The sequence below is a fragment of the Fibrobacter sp. UWS1 genome (assembly GCF_002300445.1).
Classification (GTDB): domain Bacteria; phylum Fibrobacterota; class Fibrobacteria; order Fibrobacterales; family Fibrobacteraceae; genus Hallerella; species Hallerella intestinalis.
Genome location: NZ_NSGW01000002.1, coordinates 332834 through 349439, shown reverse-complemented (window position 1 = coordinate 349439; position 16606 = coordinate 332834). Strand labels below are relative to the sequence as shown.

At 47.0% G+C, this 16606-nt stretch carries 16 protein-coding genes and 1 tRNA gene; 5 read left to right on the top strand and 12 right to left on the bottom strand.

All coding sequences use genetic code 11. From position 1 onward, the window contains the following. The 3 genes from BGX14_RS11560 to BGX14_RS11550 all read right to left on the bottom strand — a co-directional run bounded on the left by BGX14_RS11560 (window position 1) and on the right by BGX14_RS11550 (window position 947). Complete coding sequence (locus BGX14_RS11560) at window positions 1-330, bottom strand: helix-turn-helix transcriptional regulator (RefSeq protein ID WP_078776775.1); 330 nt, start codon at window positions 328-330, stop codon at window positions 1-3. Between the two features lie 111 nt (window positions 331-441). After that, window positions 442-516, bottom strand: a tRNA-His gene (locus BGX14_RS11555). Between the two features lie 59 nt (window positions 517-575). Next, window positions 576-947, bottom strand: coding sequence for a hypothetical protein (locus BGX14_RS11550; protein ID WP_073304505.1), 372 nt, complete (start codon window positions 945-947; stop codon window positions 576-578). A 102-nt stretch (window positions 948-1049) separates the two neighbouring features. On the opposite strand from BGX14_RS11550, the gene BGX14_RS11545 reads away from it, so the two are divergent. Both BGX14_RS11545 and BGX14_RS11540 read left to right on the top strand, forming a co-directional pair. After that, window positions 1050-1913: a ComEC/Rec2 family competence protein gene (locus BGX14_RS11545; RefSeq protein WP_158222197.1), complete on the top strand. Its 864-nt coding sequence runs from the start codon at window positions 1050-1052 to the stop codon at window positions 1911-1913. A gap of 9 nt (window positions 1914-1922) precedes the next feature. Next, window positions 1923-3605: a hypothetical protein gene (locus BGX14_RS11540; RefSeq protein ID WP_143394230.1), complete on the top strand. Its 1683-nt coding sequence runs from the start codon at window positions 1923-1925 to the stop codon at window positions 3603-3605. A 106-nt stretch (window positions 3606-3711) separates the two neighbouring features. Here the strand turns inward: BGX14_RS11540 and BGX14_RS11535 are convergent, their stop codons facing one another. From BGX14_RS11535 to BGX14_RS11515, 5 genes are all read right to left on the bottom strand, one after another. Beyond that, the gene (locus BGX14_RS11535; RefSeq protein WP_095879962.1) at window positions 3712-6288 is read right to left on the bottom strand and encodes a cellulase family glycosylhydrolase; all 2577 of its coding nucleotides are present in this window, start codon (window positions 6286-6288) and stop codon (window positions 3712-3714) included. 161 nt (window positions 6289-6449) lie between these two features. Next, complete coding sequence (locus BGX14_RS11530; protein WP_073304517.1) at window positions 6450-7331, bottom strand: NAD(+)/NADH kinase; 882 nt, start codon at window positions 7329-7331, stop codon at window positions 6450-6452. Further along, entirely contained in the window at window positions 7328-8650 is a 1323-nt protein-coding gene (locus BGX14_RS11525) for a 3-phosphoshikimate 1-carboxyvinyltransferase (protein WP_095879961.1), read from the bottom strand. Before BGX14_RS11525 ends, BGX14_RS11530 begins: the two co-directional genes overlap by 4 nt. 3 nt (window positions 8651-8653) lie before the next feature. Beyond that, window positions 8654-9763: a prephenate dehydrogenase/arogenate dehydrogenase family protein gene (locus tag BGX14_RS11520; RefSeq protein WP_095879960.1), complete on the bottom strand. Its 1110-nt coding sequence runs from the start codon at window positions 9761-9763 to the stop codon at window positions 8654-8656. Beyond that, a complete protein-coding gene (locus BGX14_RS11515; protein ID WP_073304595.1) occupies window positions 9764-10027 on the bottom strand; it encodes a chorismate mutase in 264 nt (87 codons plus the stop codon). Between the two features lie 141 nt (window positions 10028-10168). On the opposite strand from BGX14_RS11515, the gene mnmA reads away from it, so the two are divergent. Continuing rightward, window positions 10169-11251, top strand: coding sequence for a tRNA 2-thiouridine(34) synthase MnmA (gene mnmA, locus BGX14_RS11510; RefSeq protein WP_095879959.1), 1083 nt, complete (start codon window positions 10169-10171; stop codon window positions 11249-11251). Next, a complete protein-coding gene (gene dapF, locus BGX14_RS11505; protein WP_095880361.1) occupies window positions 11251-12066 on the top strand; it encodes a diaminopimelate epimerase in 816 nt (271 codons plus the stop codon). Before mnmA ends, dapF begins: the two co-directional genes overlap by 1 nt. 23 nt (window positions 12067-12089) lie before the next feature. On the opposite strand, the gene BGX14_RS15615 is transcribed toward dapF, so the two are convergent. After that, window positions 12090-12752: a hypothetical protein gene (locus BGX14_RS15615; protein ID WP_158223310.1), complete on the bottom strand. Its 663-nt coding sequence runs from the start codon at window positions 12750-12752 to the stop codon at window positions 12090-12092. Between the two features lie 30 nt (window positions 12753-12782). Between BGX14_RS15615 and BGX14_RS11495 the strand changes: the two genes are divergently transcribed. Continuing rightward, window positions 12783-13661 carry an IS30 family transposase gene (locus BGX14_RS11495; RefSeq protein ID WP_095879463.1) on the top strand — a complete coding sequence of 293 codons (879 nt, stop codon included), beginning with the start codon at window positions 12783-12785 and terminating at the stop codon, window positions 13659-13661. Here BGX14_RS11495 and BGX14_RS11490 read toward each other — a convergent pair. The 3 genes from BGX14_RS11490 to BGX14_RS11480 are packed head-to-tail and all read right to left on the bottom strand — an operon-like array spanning window position 13658 to window position 16571. Continuing rightward, entirely contained in the window at window positions 13658-13987 is a 330-nt protein-coding gene (locus tag BGX14_RS11490) for a hypothetical protein (protein ID WP_095879957.1), read from the bottom strand. The genes BGX14_RS11495 and BGX14_RS11490 overlap by 4 nt on opposite strands. Beyond that, the gene (locus BGX14_RS11485; protein ID WP_095879956.1) at window positions 13984-16149 is read right to left on the bottom strand and encodes a hypothetical protein; all 2166 of its coding nucleotides are present in this window, start codon (window positions 16147-16149) and stop codon (window positions 13984-13986) included. Before BGX14_RS11485 ends, BGX14_RS11490 begins: the two co-directional genes overlap by 4 nt. Then, window positions 16146-16571 (bottom strand): hypothetical protein, encoded by a 426-nt coding sequence (locus BGX14_RS11480; protein WP_095879955.1) that lies wholly within the window; start codon window positions 16569-16571, stop codon window positions 16146-16148. The genes BGX14_RS11485 and BGX14_RS11480 overlap by 4 nt, the downstream gene beginning before the upstream one ends. Window positions 16572-16606 lie beyond the last annotated feature (35 nt).

Below are 16606 nucleotides of genomic sequence, written 5' to 3'. Positions count from 1 at the left end.
TTACTCTCCTTTCTTGTGCAAAATATGAGCCAATCCCGTATTGAAAATCAATCCGATATGTTCATCGTCAAGGGAATAGAATATTTTTCGCCCTTCCCGACGAGGTTTCACCAAATTTGCCGTACGCAAAATTCGAAGCTGATGGCTTACCACGGACTGTTCCAAATTCAATTGTTCCGCAATTTCACAGACCGATTCTTCTTTGCCCAAAAGAATCTGGATGATGCGGATTCGAGTCGTATCGCCAAAAAATTTGAAAAATTCCGAGAGTTCAAAAAGGACATCCATCGAAATTTCCGAGCTTTTCTCTATGTATGAACACTTATTCATATTTTCATATTTAAAAAATCTCCATTTTTTGTCAAGGGCATTTCCCCATTTTAAAATTTCTATTCCGAAAAAAAACACGAAACCCCTGCACAATGTGCAGGGGTTTACAAGGGTGGGTAATCGGACTCGAACCGACGACAACCAGAATCACAATCTGGGACTCTAACCAATCTGAGCTACACCCACCATTAGTGAGCGCCTCAAATATAGCAAAGCTTCCGAAAATTCAAAGGGTTTTCCCCGAATTATTCTTCACTTTGATTCTTGCGACGCATCAAACGGATAAAATTAGCCCGTTTAAAATCATTGCGGTGTTCGTTGCAGAACCTCGGATAGATAAATTGCTTCGGAAACACCTTGATTTCAAATAAATTGCCACAGCCTTCCAGACAGCAGCGGAACTTGAGATCCAAAATATCGGTATAATTATGACGAAAAACAATGTTCTTCGCATCGATATTTTCCACGTCTTTTTTCTGCTTTTGACGATTTTTGATATCCCGATGCTTTTCGCAATACTTGGCAATGGGATGTCCCCAAAATTCCGCTCCGCAACCAGGCTCTTGACAAATCTTGAGCTTAACGCGTTTCTTTTTCTTGTACTTCGGTAACTGCATAGCGCTGTAAATTTACTAAAAATCTGTTTGTTTTTCAATTTTTTTCCTTTTTCCGGCATGTGGAACGTCTTATTTCGTAGAATTTCATCTTGGAGAGGCTTTATGCAAAAAACAGGAAAATATTTTTGGACGTTCATCGCCATCTTAGCCGTCTTCACCGGCTGTAGCCAAGCGGATATTTCGGCAGAAACCGCCGATTGCGGAATGGGTTCGATTGATTTTTTAGATGTGGGGCAAGGACTTGCCATACTTTTTTCGGCGGAAAATGAAAACTGGAATGCGCTTTATGACACCGGAAACGACTCAAACGGTTTCGGGGACACCCTCAAAAACCGACACATCGAACACTTGAACTGGGTGCTCGTCAGCCACTGGCACAGAGACCATGCCGGCGGGCTTTTGGAATGGACTGCCGACTGGAAAATCGATACGCTGTTCTACGGAAGCGATACGGGCGGAAGCTGGCTTCGAGATAGCGTTTTTAAACTGGCGAAAAAATTCGGGACCCCAGTCGTTCCTGTAATCCGAGGAAGCAAATTGCCTTGCGCCGGATGGGATTGCAAAATTTTATGGCCTCCAGATTTTTTGCGTTTAGAAGGCAACAACGCCAGTGTCGTGCTGCAAATGGCAGATGGAAAAAGGCGCACCCTGTTCACCGGCGATTTAGAAAGCGAATTTGAACAATATCTGCTGGATATTTCCAGGGATCTGCACGCAGACCTGTTGCAAGTCGGCCATCACGGTTCCAAAACCAGTTCTTCCATTGCTTTTTTGGAACAGGTATCCCCTGCGATTGCAGCCATTTCCGCGGGAAAACAAAATCCTTATGGACACCCCGCAGCAAGCACCCTTCAAAAATTATCCTTATTCATCCCGGATTCTTCCCACATTTTGCGTACAGACCTTCTGGGCTCCTTCTCCATTAAATGGAAAATCAATAAGGCCCTGTGGATTGAAAAATACTAGTTTAGCCCTATGCCGCATCATTTTTATATTCCCGTAATGGGGACCGGATTTACCGCCGACACTCCCATTCGAGTTTCCCATTTAGGAATCGATTCCGCCATATCGTTGGTCGATGATAAACTTTTAGAACGCATCGGTTTATATTACGCCCAAAAATTCGCCATTCCCTACGAAAAGGTCGCCAGCTCGGAAAAGCACTCCCGAGCCGAGCGGATTCGTCGCTACTTGAATTTAATTCACATCCTTGCTCAAAAAAAATTTGAAAGAACAGTTGCCGAACCTTTCACCGGCAATTCCAACAAGGACCGCTACTTTTTGCTGCTGCCGACTCAAGACCCTTTGCGCATTCAATATCTGCAAATGCGCGAAATGCCCGCAGGCGACGAGCGCATAAAAACGGAAAAAGAACTGACTCAAAAGATGCAGCCCGGATCCATTGATGTCAATATCATGGTCAAATTGGACAGACCCGATTTCGAAGATGCTCGGGAAGCGCTTCGGGGCTATGCGGAATCCACCCTGAACGGAAATACCCGTTTGATTTTAAGTGCGGGAATCAATCAAGCGTTGTTTTCGGAAATGGAAAAATTTCCCTGTTTCTACCGAAACGCCAGTGGGCAATTCGACAAAAAAATTTCGCTTAAGGTTTCGGATTTTCGTTCAGCGCTCATCCAAGGGAAAACCCTCGCTCGAAAAGGCCTTGAAGTCAGCGAATACCGCGTAGAATCCGGGTTGAATTGCGGAGGGCATCTGTTTCCTTCCCAAGGCGAATTGCTGCCCGTCATCTTGCAAGAAATGCAAGGAAAAAAAGAATTGCTTTGTTCATCATTAAAGCCCGCTTTGCAAAAATACTATGCAGCGCACCATCTGGATTCTAGCCGTCTTGACAAGCCATGCACTCCGCTGTTTTCTGTCCAAGGAGGCATTGGCAACGCCCAAGAAGCGGAATTTCTCATGCGCCGTTTTGGCTTTGACCGTTGCGGCTGGGGCACTCCGTTTTTACTGGTTCCCGAAGCGACCCTTGTCGATGCCAGCACTCGAAAAAAACTCGCCGAAGCGAATGAAAACGACATCTGGATGAGCAACGCGTCCCCATTGGACGTTCCCTTTAGCAATCTCAAATCCAGCGGTTCCGAACAAAACCGCATTCGAAAAATCGACATGGGCATTTTCGGTTCCAATTGTCCCAAAGGATTTCTGCAAAACAACTCCGAATTTTCTGAACGGTTGATTTGCACCGCCAGCAAGGAATATCAAAAGAAAAAAATCGCCGAAATTTTGTCGAAGGACATTCCGGATTTGCAAAAGCGCGAACAGATCCGCAGAGTCCAAGAAAAAAGCTGCATTTGCCACGAACTCGGCAACTCCGCCCTGATTTCTTTGGGAATCGAACGAGAGGAAATCGCTCCGCAGGCCATTTGCCCCGGGCCCAACATCGCCTACTTTAACCGACTTTATACTTTATCCGAAATGGTCGATTTTATTTACGGACGAAAATACGATTTGATTTCTTCCCAAAGGCCGAATTTATTTGACCAGGAAATTTCCCTATACCAAAAATGGATTCAATCGGAAAAATCCAAAAGCAACTCCGAAGCCCGCGAAAGCTGGCTGAAAACCGCCGAAGAGAATTTGCACCGGGGAATGGAATTCGTGCAAAAGCTCGTTCCCGAGATGCAAGCCACAAAATAAATTCCCAAAGCCAGAATTGTTTTACAAAAAGCAGCTAGATGCCGCATTCCTATAAATTCAAAAAGCCTCCGCCGAAGCGGAGACCTTTCTCTCTTTGTGGGAAAAATCAACGAATCGAAATTCGTCTTGTCCAATTCGACGAAAGCGAACGTACCCGAACGATATAGGAACCCTGCCGCAAGGATGCCAACGAAACCAAGCCGTTCACCTGCGGGATTCTCTTCAAAAGACGTCCCTGCATATCGAAGATTTCCACGTTTACGGGATTCGCACTCGCTATTTCCAAAGAGCGCCCGACAAGCGCAACAGAAAGAGAGGACATGGAAGGAAGCATGACTATCTCCGTTGAACCGTCCGAGCTGCTGGAGCTGTTTTCCGCCGAGGAACTCGAAATTTCCGTTCCTTCTTCCACAATGCTCATGTTGAAATACACCGTGTCTCCATTAATCACCAAAGTTTCAGTGACTTTGCCGACGGAAGCCCAAGTTTCAACTTTTCCGGAAATTGTCACCGTTGTTCCGGAATTCTCCACATTCAAGCTTCCATAACTGCTCAAATTCCAAGAAAGACGGGAGAAAGAGTTCACATTCGAAATGGTGACCGTTTCCATCAAACTTCCCTTGGCAACGGTTTGCGACAGATTCCCCGCAACAACAAAGGAGGAAGGAATGCTGGAACTGGAAGAGGATTGCGCACTTGAAGAAGAAACTGCCGAAGAACTCGACTGGATTGCGCTAGAAGAAGAAATCGCTGAAGAACTGGATGGTTTGACGCTCGACGAGGAAATCGCTGAAGAGCTAGAAGGCTTGACACTCGATGAAGATGCCGCTGAAGAACTAGAAGGCTTGACACTCGATGAAGATGCCGCTGAAGAACTAGAAGGCTTGACACTCGATGAAGATGCCGCTGAAGAACTAGAAGGCTTGACACTCGATGAAGATGCCGCTGAAGAACTAGAAGGCTTGACACTCGATGAAGATGCCGCTGAAGAACTAGATTTCCCCGAACTGCTGGAAGCCGGAACGACCGGCTTAATGGCCATTCCATTGCAGCGCACATCATCGATGTACAAGTAATTGTAGGTCGGCTGCGTTCCTTTCAAATCGCCCTTCACTTCCCAAGTGAACTTATTGATGCGCTTTTGCGAAAGAGTTACCTCATCGGCCCACGCAGGCTGATTTAATTGCGACCAACTAATATTGGCTGTAGTCCAAGAATTTGAAGCCAATTTTGAAATTTGATGGTATCCGTAATCAGCGACATTCAAATCTTCCGTTTTAAAATTGTGTGCTGCACCTTTATACTTGTAGCTAATGGTCGTGCACTTGGACAAATCATAAGCCGATTCATCCGGATTCAGCTTGACTCCCAACGCGACATAAGGTTCGTATTTATTCCCGCCTTGCGAAAGAACGATTTTTTTTAGCCCCGCCATATTTTGAGTGCCGTTGTCAGCAGAAAAAACAACATCATAGCCAGCAACGCCATCTTTGTCCACATTCGGGGTGTTCGAAATCGAAGACTGCCCTGCATCGCCCTTATCTGTATAAGCATACCAGACACCTCCGGTAAACGCCAAAGAGTCCCCATCTTCAAAATCGTCAATATAATCCGTATAGCCCGCCGGGATCGACGAAGAACTGGAAGCCGTTGAACTAGAGCTCACCGAAACGCCCGAACACGCTTTGTAGGAAGTCGGCAATTTGCTGAAAACATTCGTATTCACCCAATTACCACTTTCCGAATAATTCCACGCCGAACCATTAAAATACGAAGCACTTTCATCTTTATTGGAAACGGACCAGTTTGCGCCAGAGAGTTTATTATTGTTCATCCAGTTCAGCCAAGTGGCGCTATTGCCGCTATTAAAACCGTCATTGCCCGAAGCGTCAACCGTTCCCCACTCCGAGACAAAAACGGAAAGGCCTGCGTTCATCGCCGTAACCGCATTCGCACCTTCCTTATTTGTATAATGACTTCCCGCATAATAGTGGAACGTATAGGCGACGTTTTTATCCGAAATCGGATTAGAAATCGCTTCATTGGGATACTGGTCCCAATTACGGCTTCCCACGATAATCAAGTTGTCGGAATACTGACGGATAACGGAAATCACCTGGTCGGCATAACTCTTGATCGTTCCCCAGCTTTGTTCTTTGGGTTCATTAAAAACTTCAAAAATCACATTGTCGTATTTTCCCCATTTTTCCGCCATGTATTTGAAAAACGTCTTGGCATTTTCCACATTTTCATTCGCCTTGTGAGAATGGTAGTCGATAATCACATAAATATCGTTACTGATGGCCGCCTGCACCACCGTATTCATTAGCCCCTGATAATAAGATGAATCTGTAAAGTAATTTCCGGAGCCCCCCCAGTCTTCATCGACACCCATCGGCGCGCGAATTAACTGGATGTTCTGTTTTTCGACAAGCCCAGATACAATATCCGACGTCCAAAACGGAGTGCCCACATCGGCAGCTATGCTCCAAAAAAGGCTCATGCCCTGAACTTGAACTTCATTTCCCGAAGTGGAATAAGCGGGACAGGAACCGTAAATTCTTCCCGCGCCATTCGTATTTTTACCCGCCTGAAGTTGCCCATATTGGCTCACAGGACCGACTCGTCCAAAGCTAAAAGTTGCCGCGACAGCAATTCCTGCCAAAAGAACGCAAAATTTCATAAGACCTCACAAAGAAAAATCCCCTTTAAAATATCTTTCCCCACAGCAAGCACCGTAAAATGGCATTTACAAATGGTTCTTTTTGTTCCCACCTTGTTCTCTATGTGAGAAAAATCATATTCCCCGTGATACTCTTCACAAAAATATTTTAACCGAGCCGATTATTTCTGGGCCAATTTCGGTTTTCCCGTCCAGCCCAATTTGCCTTGAAGCGCATTGACAAAGCCCGTATTCTTCATGCGGATAAAAGTCGTCACGTCTTTGCTCTTGGTTAAAACCAGCGAATTTCCCGGTTCCAAAACCCGAGTAATGCGTCCATCAAAAACAAGATCTAAAGGGGCGTTCAATACAGAAGTCACGCGACAAGTCGCATCCGTTGGAATAATCAACGGACGCACAGAAAGGCTGCTCGGAGCCACCGGAGTCAGCACAAAAGCATCCGTCGAAGGATAGATAATGGGACCGCCAGCCGAAAGATTGTATGCCGTGCTTCCCGTCGGCGTCGATACCAATAGCGAATCCGCCCAATATTCCGTCAGCGGACGATTTTTGTATTCCACCTTGATGTTCACCATGCGCTCTGGAGCGTGCGCCCGGATATGGACTTCATTCAATACGGTTTCCGAGGCGACCATTTTTTTCCCCTGATAAATTTTAGAATCGATCATAATGCGGTTGCGAGTTGTAAAATCGCCAGCCAAAACGGATTCTAAAACCTCGGACAAGTTTTCCACAGGCGTTTCCGTCAAAAATCCAATCCGCCCCGCATTCACCCCTAAAATGGGAATGCGAACGCCAAGCGCAATACGCGCCGTACTCAAAAAAGTCCCATCGCCGCCAATGGCAATCAACAAATCGCATTGCCGCAGAAAACGTTCCGAAACCATCCGGATTTTTGAAAGCGCCATTCCTTTTAAAGATTCAACCGCATAAAAAGAAATCGCTGGATGCAGCACCGCAAAGGCGGAAATTTTTTCCATCGCCTTGAGCAGCTCCGGAGATTGTTCTTTATATCCGACAATTCCAATTTTAGAGAACTTCATGATTGAGCGAGTTGGGTTAATTTGTTTACGATTCCGGGAAACACGGACTCAAGGCTTTCGGCGTTTTCAATATGCGTTTCGCCCTGTGAAAACAGTTTTAAAACGTGGAACATCAGTCCCAAAACCGGATTGCCTTCGGCATCAAAACGTCCCGCATCCAGTTCTTCACGACCGCGAATAACCAGCCCCTCTTCATAAACACCGATAGAAGCTCCCGTCTGTTTTAAATTCCGGGAAAGATTTTCGCACAGCGGGCGGAGTTCCTTAGAAAGGCTGTCGGGAATCCGCAAGATGCTTTCTCCATCGGCAGTGCTCGCTGAAAGCGCGATGAACGGATACTCTTCCAGACAAGTGCAGAGGATGTCTTCGCCTAGACGCCGTGAAGAAAGCCTTTTTTCATATACGGCAACAATATCGGCATAGGCTGAACCATAACGCTCGTGCCGAGAGCCCATATCGATTTTTGCACCCATCCGTTTTAAAGCCGAAAAAACACCGGCCCGATCCAAAGAAATCAAAACATTTTTGACAGTGACTTTTTTCCCTTTGAAAACCGGAGAAAGAACCGCCAGCGAGACAAATGCGCAAGCTTCCGTCGGATCGCCCGGAACAAAATAATCCCGGCTAGTCAAGATCTTCGTTTCCTGGATGGAAGTTTTAATCCGTCGTTCCGTTTTTATGCCGCGGGCCTTGGCAATCCGGCGTTCCATTTCGGTCATCTCTTGCCCGCCCGTCGTTTGCACTTGAATGTTCGCCCCGAAATACCCAAGCATATCCACAAAGCCGGAGCGCACCTGACTGCGTTCTTCAAATTCCAAATTTTTCCCGCAGACCAGCGCATTTAAAAGGACGGCATTTTTGGATAAATACGGAATGCAACCTTCGCGGGTTTCTTTAAGAAGCGGCAAATCCTGGACAAAACGAAAAACAAAATTCTCTTCCGATTCGCTTTCTAAAACAGCGCCAAAAACGCTTTGCAAAAATCGTTTCGCATAAGCAAGCGTCGCTTCCGATCCCGTCGCCGTAAACAGCGTTTCGCAATCTTTGGACGCCAACGCCAAAAGGAGAACCATAGCGTTTTCGCTTTCCGGCAAGCGCAAAAGTACGGGGACTTTATAAGCAAATCCGGTTCCCGTCAAAATCGTACTATTCCCTTTTTCTTCGATGACCAGTCCGAATTCCTGAAGGATTTTCGCAAAAGCCCGGCTGCGTTCGGTGAACACAAAATCGTCCAAAGTGGTGCGGCCCGAAACCAGAAGTCCGAGCACCAAAGCGTATTCCGAAAGTTCCCGATCCGGATTTACAACAATCTCTTCCATGCGCTAACGTTCCGTAACCACAAAACCCAAAGACTGCAAAATAACCCGGGCGGCATTCGCCTGCTCTTCTTTCTTAAAAGCGAGGAGCAACGTGCCCGCGATATTTTCCCGGACTTTCATCAATTCCACATCCCGAATGTTCAGCTTGGCTTCCGCCAATGGCTTCAGCACGGAAAGAATCGATCCCGGTTCGTCTTTGAGCTGCACCGTCAACTGGAAAAAGCTGTTGCTGGAATTTTTTCCGGGCGCAAAAAGCGAAGCCCGCCCCTCGTTGCCTTGCAAAAAGATTCGATGCAAAGTTTCTTCTTCGGCGGGGATATTCGAAATCGCATCCCGGGTCGCTTTCAATCCCGCGATATACTCGTCCAACGCATGCAGAATTTCCGGCTTGTTGGTTTCGGCGATATCTTTCCACATCGCCCAACTGGACGCCGCAATACGGGTCATGTCCCGAAAAGCGCGCCCCGCAAAATGCTGATAACCATTGTCCAAAAGCCGAGCAGGGATATTCGCCGCCAGACTTGTGCTGGCCATCTGGGGCATGTGACTGACCCAAGCGACCGTCTGATCGTGATGTTCCGGCGGAAACACCACTGGAGTGGAACCCACAAAGGCGATGATTTCCGAAAGATAACGATACTCCGACGCGTCCATTCCCGAAGGCGGGCAAATAAACCAGTAAGCATTTTCAAAAAGCGACGGGTCGTTAAATTCCAGCGAATGTTTTTCTGAACCGGCCATCGGATGGCTGCCCACAAAACGAAAAGGCGCGGGAAGAGATTCCCCGGCCCGGCAAATTTCGGCCTTAGTGCTGCCGATATCCGAAACGAGAATCGGACTAGAAGGCTTCATCTGCGAAAGCTTTTTCAAGAACGAAAGGATGACCGAAATGGGCGTGCAAAGCAGAATCACATCGGAGCCTTCCACCCAACTTTCCATTTCATCGTAGCCAAAAGTCTCGTCGGCGATTTGCAATTCCTTTGCGCGCTCAAGCGTTTTGGGCGAACTGACCGCTCGAATAATGACCTTGGACTTTGCCTGCTTTATCGCGGCGGCAAGGGAACTCGCCAAAAGGCCAAAACCGACAAATGTAATCCGTTGAAAAGAAAACATCTATTTTTCCACCTGACGGGTTTCCGCCATAATTACCTGAAAAATACGCCGCATGGATTCCGGCGAAAGCGGACCCTTCTGCACTTCCGCTTTCTGCGCTACCCGGGAAAGAATTTCCTGTTCCCGCGAAGCATCCAATACGGGAAGCCCTTGACACTTTTTGATTTTCCCGATTTCCACCGCGTATTCCGCGCGCCTATTCAAAAGCCCGATAAGCGTATTTTCCAATTCATCAATTTTTTTTCGCCAGTTCTCAATGTCCATAGGGAAAAAGTAGAAAATAAAGTCCAAAAGAAACCGCTCTGCATCCAAACGAACGTTTATATCCGCTGTTCCCATTTCCCTCGAAACGATAAAGCGCGATTTCCCGCATAAGGAAGCCATCTGATTTCTATATTTTTCAGCATGAAAATCGCAGTCGGACTTTCCGGCGGTGTCGATTCCACGATGGCCGCCTATCTTCTCAAAAAACAAGGACACGAAGTTATCGGCGTCACCATGAGCCTTTGGGACGGCTCCATCCCCATTCCCGACCGCGGGCAAGGCGGATGTTTTGGTCCCGGAGAAACTCACGAATTACAGGAAACCGAAGAAATTGCAAAGCGCCTGGGAATTCCATACGAAGTAATCCCTCTCGCCGAGCAATACAAAAAAAACGTCCTGGACTATTTCCGCGCTGAATACAAAGCGGGCCGCACGCCGAATCCCTGTGTAGAATGCAACCGAAAAATGAAATTCGGATTTTTGATTGACGCAGCCAACGAACTGTTCGACTTCGATATGTTTGCGACCGGGCATTACGCGCGAATTTCCGAAAGCGGCAGACTTTTGCGACGGGCTTTAGATCCGACCAAAGACCAGACCTATTTTCTGTCCCGGCTTTCTCCCGCTCAGCTTTCTCGCGTCACTTTTCCCCTTGGCGAACTCACCAAACAGGAAGTGAAAAAACTGGCGTCAGAATCCGGCTTTGAAGATCTCGCCCAAAAGCCCGAAAGCCAAGACTTTATCGAAAGCGACGATTATTCCGTCCTCTTCGACAAAAAAGACATTCGGCCTGGGGATTTCGTCGATATAAACGGCAACGTTCTAGGCAAGCACAACGGCATTATCTATTACACGATTGGCCAGCGCAAAGGTCTTGGAATCGGCGGATTGAAAGAACCGCTCTTCGTCATTCGCTTGGATCCGCATAAAAATCAAGTCGTGCTCGGCACCAAAAACGAGCTTTTCGCCAAATCCTTGAAGGCGCACAGCATCAACCGACTTCTTTTAGGCGATACGGAAAACGAAGGCATTGCCCTCGCCAAAATCCGACACGGAAAAAATCTGGTTCCGGCCAAATTCCACATTCAAGACGACAATTTATACGTCACCTTTGACGAGCCGCAAATGGCCGTAACGCCAGGACAAATCGTCGCCCTTTATCGGAATGACGCCGTTCTTGCCAGCGCGATTATCGACCAATCTTTTACCGAGGATTTCCAATGATTGCTTTTACCAAAATGCAAGGTGCGGGAAACGACTACATCTACATCGACAACCGAAACGAAGTCGTCAAAAATCCCGCAGAACTTTCCCCAAAAATTTCCGACAGGCACTTTGGCGTCGGCTCCGATGGGCTTGTCCTCATTTGCTCATCCGACAAAGCGGACATCCGCATGAGAATGTTCAATCCAGACGGCAGCGAATCGGAGATGTGCGGGAATGCGAGCCGCTGCGTGGCGCGTTTTGCATGGGAACGTTTTTTTCAAAAAGAAAAGGACGAATTCGATTTGGAAACCGGAGCGGGGATTAAGCACATCGTCATTCACCATAACGGCAAAAATTTTCAATCCGCAACGATTGACATGGGTGCTCCCATTTTGGAACCCGAACAAATTCCTGTTGCCGCGCCGACAAACCGCATCCGAATTGACGGGCGGGAATTCACTTGCGTATCAATGGGCAACCCGCACGCGGTAACTTTTGTCGATAGCGTCCAAACAGCTCCCGTCCTCACCAAAGGTCCCGCCTACGAAATGGACAAAGCGTTTCCGAGAAAAGCGAATATCGAATTTGTAGAAGTGCTCTCCCCGACTCACGCCAAAATGCGGGTCTGGGAACGCGGAACTGGAGAAACCCTCGCCTGTGGCACGGGTTCGTGCGCAACTCTCGTCGCTTGCGTTCTCAACGGCAAAACAGAAAGGGAAATCAATCTGGAACTTTTGGGCGGAACCCTCCACATCGAGTGGCGCGAAGACAATTCGCACGTGATGATGACAGGACCTGCGGAATTCGTCTTTGAAGGGACTTTTGACGAATAACATTTTTCGGGAGCAAAACCCCTTTAGCGCAATAAGAACTTTTTCCCGCCAATTTCGAGAACTGCAGGCGAGAGTGGCGCGGCGATAGTTCTACCGCGGAGAACTCCAGAACGGAGCAGTTTCCCATTCAGGTCAAAAAGTTTGTACGGAGAACCGAGAGCTACGCCGTCGATATGGAATTTGCCTTGAGAAATTTTTGACACCCGAAAAGTATTTTGCACAAAAAAACGCATAGGAATTGCCGAAGGGCTTTCCACGAGAGAGCAGCAGTTCGGTCCGATCATGCCATCTGTGGATTCCAAATCTGGGCAGTAATCTTTTCTTGCAATCATTGAGGCCAAAGTATCTTTTAATTGAATTTCAAAACTATCTCGTTCATTTGTGATTACGCCCAGTTCTTGAAAACGCAAAAGTTCAAAAATCAAAACTTCACTAAATTGATGAGTCCCCGGAGTTCCTACTGTTTCTAACCACGCCAAAGATTCGCCCTCACAGGCTTGTTGATTTCTTGCGCGAATTTTCACCGTCAATGCGACTGATATAGGTTGAATCGGGAAGAAAAAAAGTTCCCTAGGGCTAGCCCCTGGGGAACCTGGCCGAAACTTTTCTACCTTGCCGATTCTACCAAAAAAGGACATGGCGGTGAGTCTCAACCAAGCACAAAGATACGAAATACGAGCGCTCAATGCGGCAAAGATCCCCCGAAAAACATAGCCTTGCAGCTGAAGGTCCACAAATCCACAATCTACAGGGAACTAAACAGGGGCGGCGGCCGCCAGCATTACGACCCGGTCAAGTCGCAGGAACGGGCAGACCTCCTTGCCGCGACAAGTCACCTGCATTACGACTACGACGAGGACGACTGGAAAATCGTGGACGGGAAAATCAAGGAAGACTACTCTCCCGAACAGGTGAACGGACGCGCGAAACTCGATGGGATGGGTGTCCCTAGCGTCGCCACGATATACAGGCATGTGAACAAGGACGAGGACCTGAAGAAGCACTTGCGGCACGGCAAGAAACCATACCGTAAGCGCGGGGAGAAGAAGGACAAGAGAGGCCAGATTGTAGGCCGCGTGCCCATCGAGGAACGTCCGGCAATCGTGGACGAGAAATCACGCGTAGGCGACATCGAGATAGACCTGATAAACAGCGCGGACCATGACGCGAACCTGCTCACGATCAACGACAGGATGACGAATTACAGCCTGATAAGGTATCTTCCGACGAAGAACGCGAAAGACCTGAAGAGAACGCTTGTGAGGGCGCTGAAGGACTTTGAGAAAACGTTCGAAGTCAAGATTCTCACAATCACTTCGGACAACGGGAAGGAGTTCGCCTGTCACGCAGAAATAGCGAAAGCTATGAAGGCGGATTACTACTTTGCGAACCCGTACCACTCCTGGGAGCGCGGTGCCAACGAGAACATGAACGGTCTAATACGCCAATATCTTCCCAAGAAGGAGTCGTTCAAGGGAATCTCTCCCCGGAAAGTTCGCTGGATACAGGATAAACTGAACAACAGGCCTCGAAAAAGGCTTGACTTTATGACCCCTTTAGAGTATATTTATACGCAAGTTAAACTACAAACCTAAGTCGCGTTAGCGACGAAAATCCGCCTTGTTATATAAAAATAAGGTCCGAGCTTAATATCGTTAATATAGAATGCAACAGTAGTATCTAACTGAGATAAAATACCCAAAGTGCCTCCCCCATAAAAACAATTTTCACGTCCAAGGAAATCTTCTTTTTTAGTACTATCAACAAAAGCATCCGCATAAACTTCACAAATATTTTCCTGAACTTTTGATGTATCAATCTGTATAAAGTCCAACCAAAAATCTCCGAAAAAAGGAGAGAATCCATGAGAGAAATCAAACATGTAAAGCACTAAAAAAATCATCCCAAGTCTTTTCATCATTTCCTCCTGGCGATAACAGAGTTTGTTTCTGGATTAAAACGAACACTATAAACTTGCGCGTATTGGTGAACGGTTACGTTCTTGCCTAAAAAACGTCCGTAAAGTTTTTTATTGGATTGACCTAAAATCAAATCTGCATTCGGCGCAAAAATCGTCCCCGCCCACATTCCTTCGACGATCATTGTTTCTGTGCCATACTGAATGACTTTGAAACCCTTACCGACTTTTTCCAAATCATCGTTTAAAGCTCTAGAACGCCAAATCACGCTGCCGTCCAGATGCAAAATGGTTCGCTTTCCCGGATTCACAAAAAGCACCTTACTGCCAGATTCCAATTGAATATTGCCGACGTACATTTCGCCGGATTCAATCAAAAGCGTTCCGCCGGGATGCACCTTCAACGTTTTAAACCTATCTCCGTCTTTTAAAGTATAACTTTCGTTATAGAAAATTTCTTTTGTCGCCAGCCCCACATTTTGCATTTCAGGCAGTTCGGCAACACGATAGGGCCAAAGAGCTTCTAGTTGAGAAAAAGAGGTCCTACTAAAATTCGCATTATTTTGCAAGGTTAGAGAAAGATTGCGCAATGGCAAAGAATGAATTCGGATATTTCCAGTAACCGTTGCATAATCTCTCAACAAAACGCCTCCTTTTGCATCAATCCGACGAACATAAGCACTGCGTCCTATATTTACCGCATAAGCCGAATCTTTTGATTCCGAAGCAATGTCACAATTTTTTGAGTTCTGACGACATTTCACTCCATCGTTCACAGACAAACGTCCTAACGCATAAAGAGTTATCGAATCAGGAACATCCAAATCAATTTCTACCAATTTCAAATCATCGCCGGCATCATATACATCGGATTCGTCACCGTCTTTCAATCCATTTTTATTTTTATCTTCCTCCCCGTCAGCTTTACCGCCACCGTCCGAATCAAAGTCCAATTCTGCACGAAGTCCGTCTTCATCTATATCCGCAAAAGTCAATTGATTTAAACCGCGTCTTAGACCCATTGTATCATTAGGAAGAGTATCTCGTATCGTATAAGAAAGCACTTCCGTTTTGTCGTCAATGCCATCGCCGTCGGAATCCGAATTTCCCGGATTCGTTCCAAAGCGTTCGATTTCATCGTAATCCATCATACCGTCATCGTCGCCATCTGTGTGGATTCGTGCGTCGGTCATCCGGACGGGACCGTTCACGGTCGCCGCAATAAAGCCTTCCAGCGCGGAGGATTTCAAAACCCGCCATTCCACCGTCCCGTCGTTGTCCGTATTCAACAGGCGCACATCCATGCGCCCCGAAAGCGAAACCCGATACGCATCCAGAATCATCACATGGCGTTCAGTCCAAACATAAAGAGGAACGCCAGCATCAATCCAAGTTTTTACATCATTTTCCGATGGAAGAGAATCTTTGCGAATTAGAGAAGCATAATCATTCAATACCCAAAGCAACAAAGAAGAAAAATATATAGTATCAAGTCCTCCTTGATAATAATGCAAAAACGCCCCAAGAATTTTTGCCTTAACGGAATCCGAAAAAACGGCTAGACCCGGATAACCTTTAAACTTCAACTTTATCTCGTCCTGAGTGATATTTCCACCGTAATAATGATTCAAAACCTGCGCCCCGACAGCCCAACAGCGGTAACTTTCCTCCTCGTCGTAATGCCCGTGTCCCAAATGCGGCTTGTCCCATTCCCGCGCCACTGCCATTTCGCCCCATTTGACATCCAAAAGCCGAGTGTCCTTGCGAGCGGCAAGCGGTGTCACATCCAGCTTATTTTCAAGAATCCAGGCAGTATCGGTAAAAACCGAAATCCGTTGCCAAAACAGGTCGTCCAAGGGCTTCACGTCCCAATTCCATGCGGCACTCCCCAGACCATATTCGGAAGCCTCCACATTCCACAAATACTCCCCGGAATCCAAAGCCACGTCAACCTTGGTCGCTTCCGTTTCCTGTCGCAAAACAACCGCGGAATCCGTCGCAGATAAAATGTTCAAACGGTAGCTGTTCGCCCCATCGACTTCTCGCCAAGCGAAATGCACCTTTTCTCCGGGAGAAAGAGAAACTCCAGAACCCGACTGTAGCGAAAACGGATTCGCCTCCGAAAGGCTTCCCGGAAGAACGCCTTGTACAAATTCCCCATTCATGTAAACCGCAATTTTCCCCGTGGCAATGAAATTTTCCGACGAAGGATAACTGAAATCTTTCTCCTTTTCGAAGTCGCTCCAATCGGCAAAATGCAACCCCAGCGAAATGCCCCACTGTCCGGGAAAACGCCGGGAGCAATTGTGGGGATTGATATTTTCAAAAATGGCGAGCCAGAATCCGGGGACACCATTTCTGCAAGCAAATTTGCCGGATAATACTTTTCTACATGAACCGGCAATTTCTTCTTCGAGAGAAAATAGCGCAATTCCACGTTTTTGAGCGAATCGCCAGAATCGTTAAAAAGACGAATACGGAGGGATGTTTGAGAGACGTTCGAAAGCTGTTCGTCACGGCTTTCCACCGTGATGGCCGATGCAGAACAGATAAAAAACAGCAACAAGATGAGAAAACGATAGAACATTTATATTCTCCCGCATCTATACAGAACAAATATAG

Coding starts and splice junctions, on each gene's coding strand:
- BGX14_RS11560 (WP_078776775.1), bottom strand. CDS start 330: ATGAATAAGTGTTCATACATAGAGAAAAGCTCGGAAATTTCGATGGAT.
- BGX14_RS11550 (WP_073304505.1), bottom strand. CDS start 947: ATGCAGTTACCGAAGTACAAGAAAAAGAAACGCGTTAAGCTCAAGATT.
- BGX14_RS11545 (WP_158222197.1), top strand. CDS start 1,050: ATGCAAAAAACAGGAAAATATTTTTGGACGTTCATCGCCATCTTAGCC.
- BGX14_RS11540 (WP_143394230.1), top strand. CDS start 1,923: ATGCCGCATCATTTTTATATTCCCGTAATGGGGACCGGATTTACCGCC.
- BGX14_RS11535 (WP_095879962.1), bottom strand. CDS start 6,288: ATGAAATTTTGCGTTCTTTTGGCAGGAATTGCTGTCGCGGCAACTTTT.
- BGX14_RS11530 (WP_073304517.1), bottom strand. CDS start 7,331: ATGAAGTTCTCTAAAATTGGAATTGTCGGATATAAAGAACAATCTCCG.
- BGX14_RS11525 (WP_095879961.1), bottom strand. CDS start 8,650: ATGGAAGAGATTGTTGTAAATCCGGATCGGGAACTTTCGGAATACGCT.
- BGX14_RS11520 (WP_095879960.1), bottom strand. CDS start 9,763: ATGTTTTCTTTTCAACGGATTACATTTGTCGGTTTTGGCCTTTTGGCG.
- BGX14_RS11515 (WP_073304595.1), bottom strand. CDS start 10,027: ATGGACATTGAGAACTGGCGAAAAAAAATTGATGAATTGGAAAATACG.
- mnmA (WP_095879959.1), top strand. CDS start 10,169: ATGAAAATCGCAGTCGGACTTTCCGGCGGTGTCGATTCCACGATGGCC.
- BGX14_RS11490 (WP_095879957.1), bottom strand. CDS start 13,987: ATGATGAAAAGACTTGGGATGATTTTTTTAGTGCTTTACATGTTTGAT.
- BGX14_RS11485 (WP_095879956.1), bottom strand. CDS start 16,149: ATGAATGGGGAATTTGTACAAGGCGTTCTTCCGGGAAGCCTTTCGGAG.
- BGX14_RS11480 (WP_095879955.1), bottom strand. CDS start 16,571: ATGTTCTATCGTTTTCTCATCTTGTTGCTGTTTTTTATCTGTTCTGCA.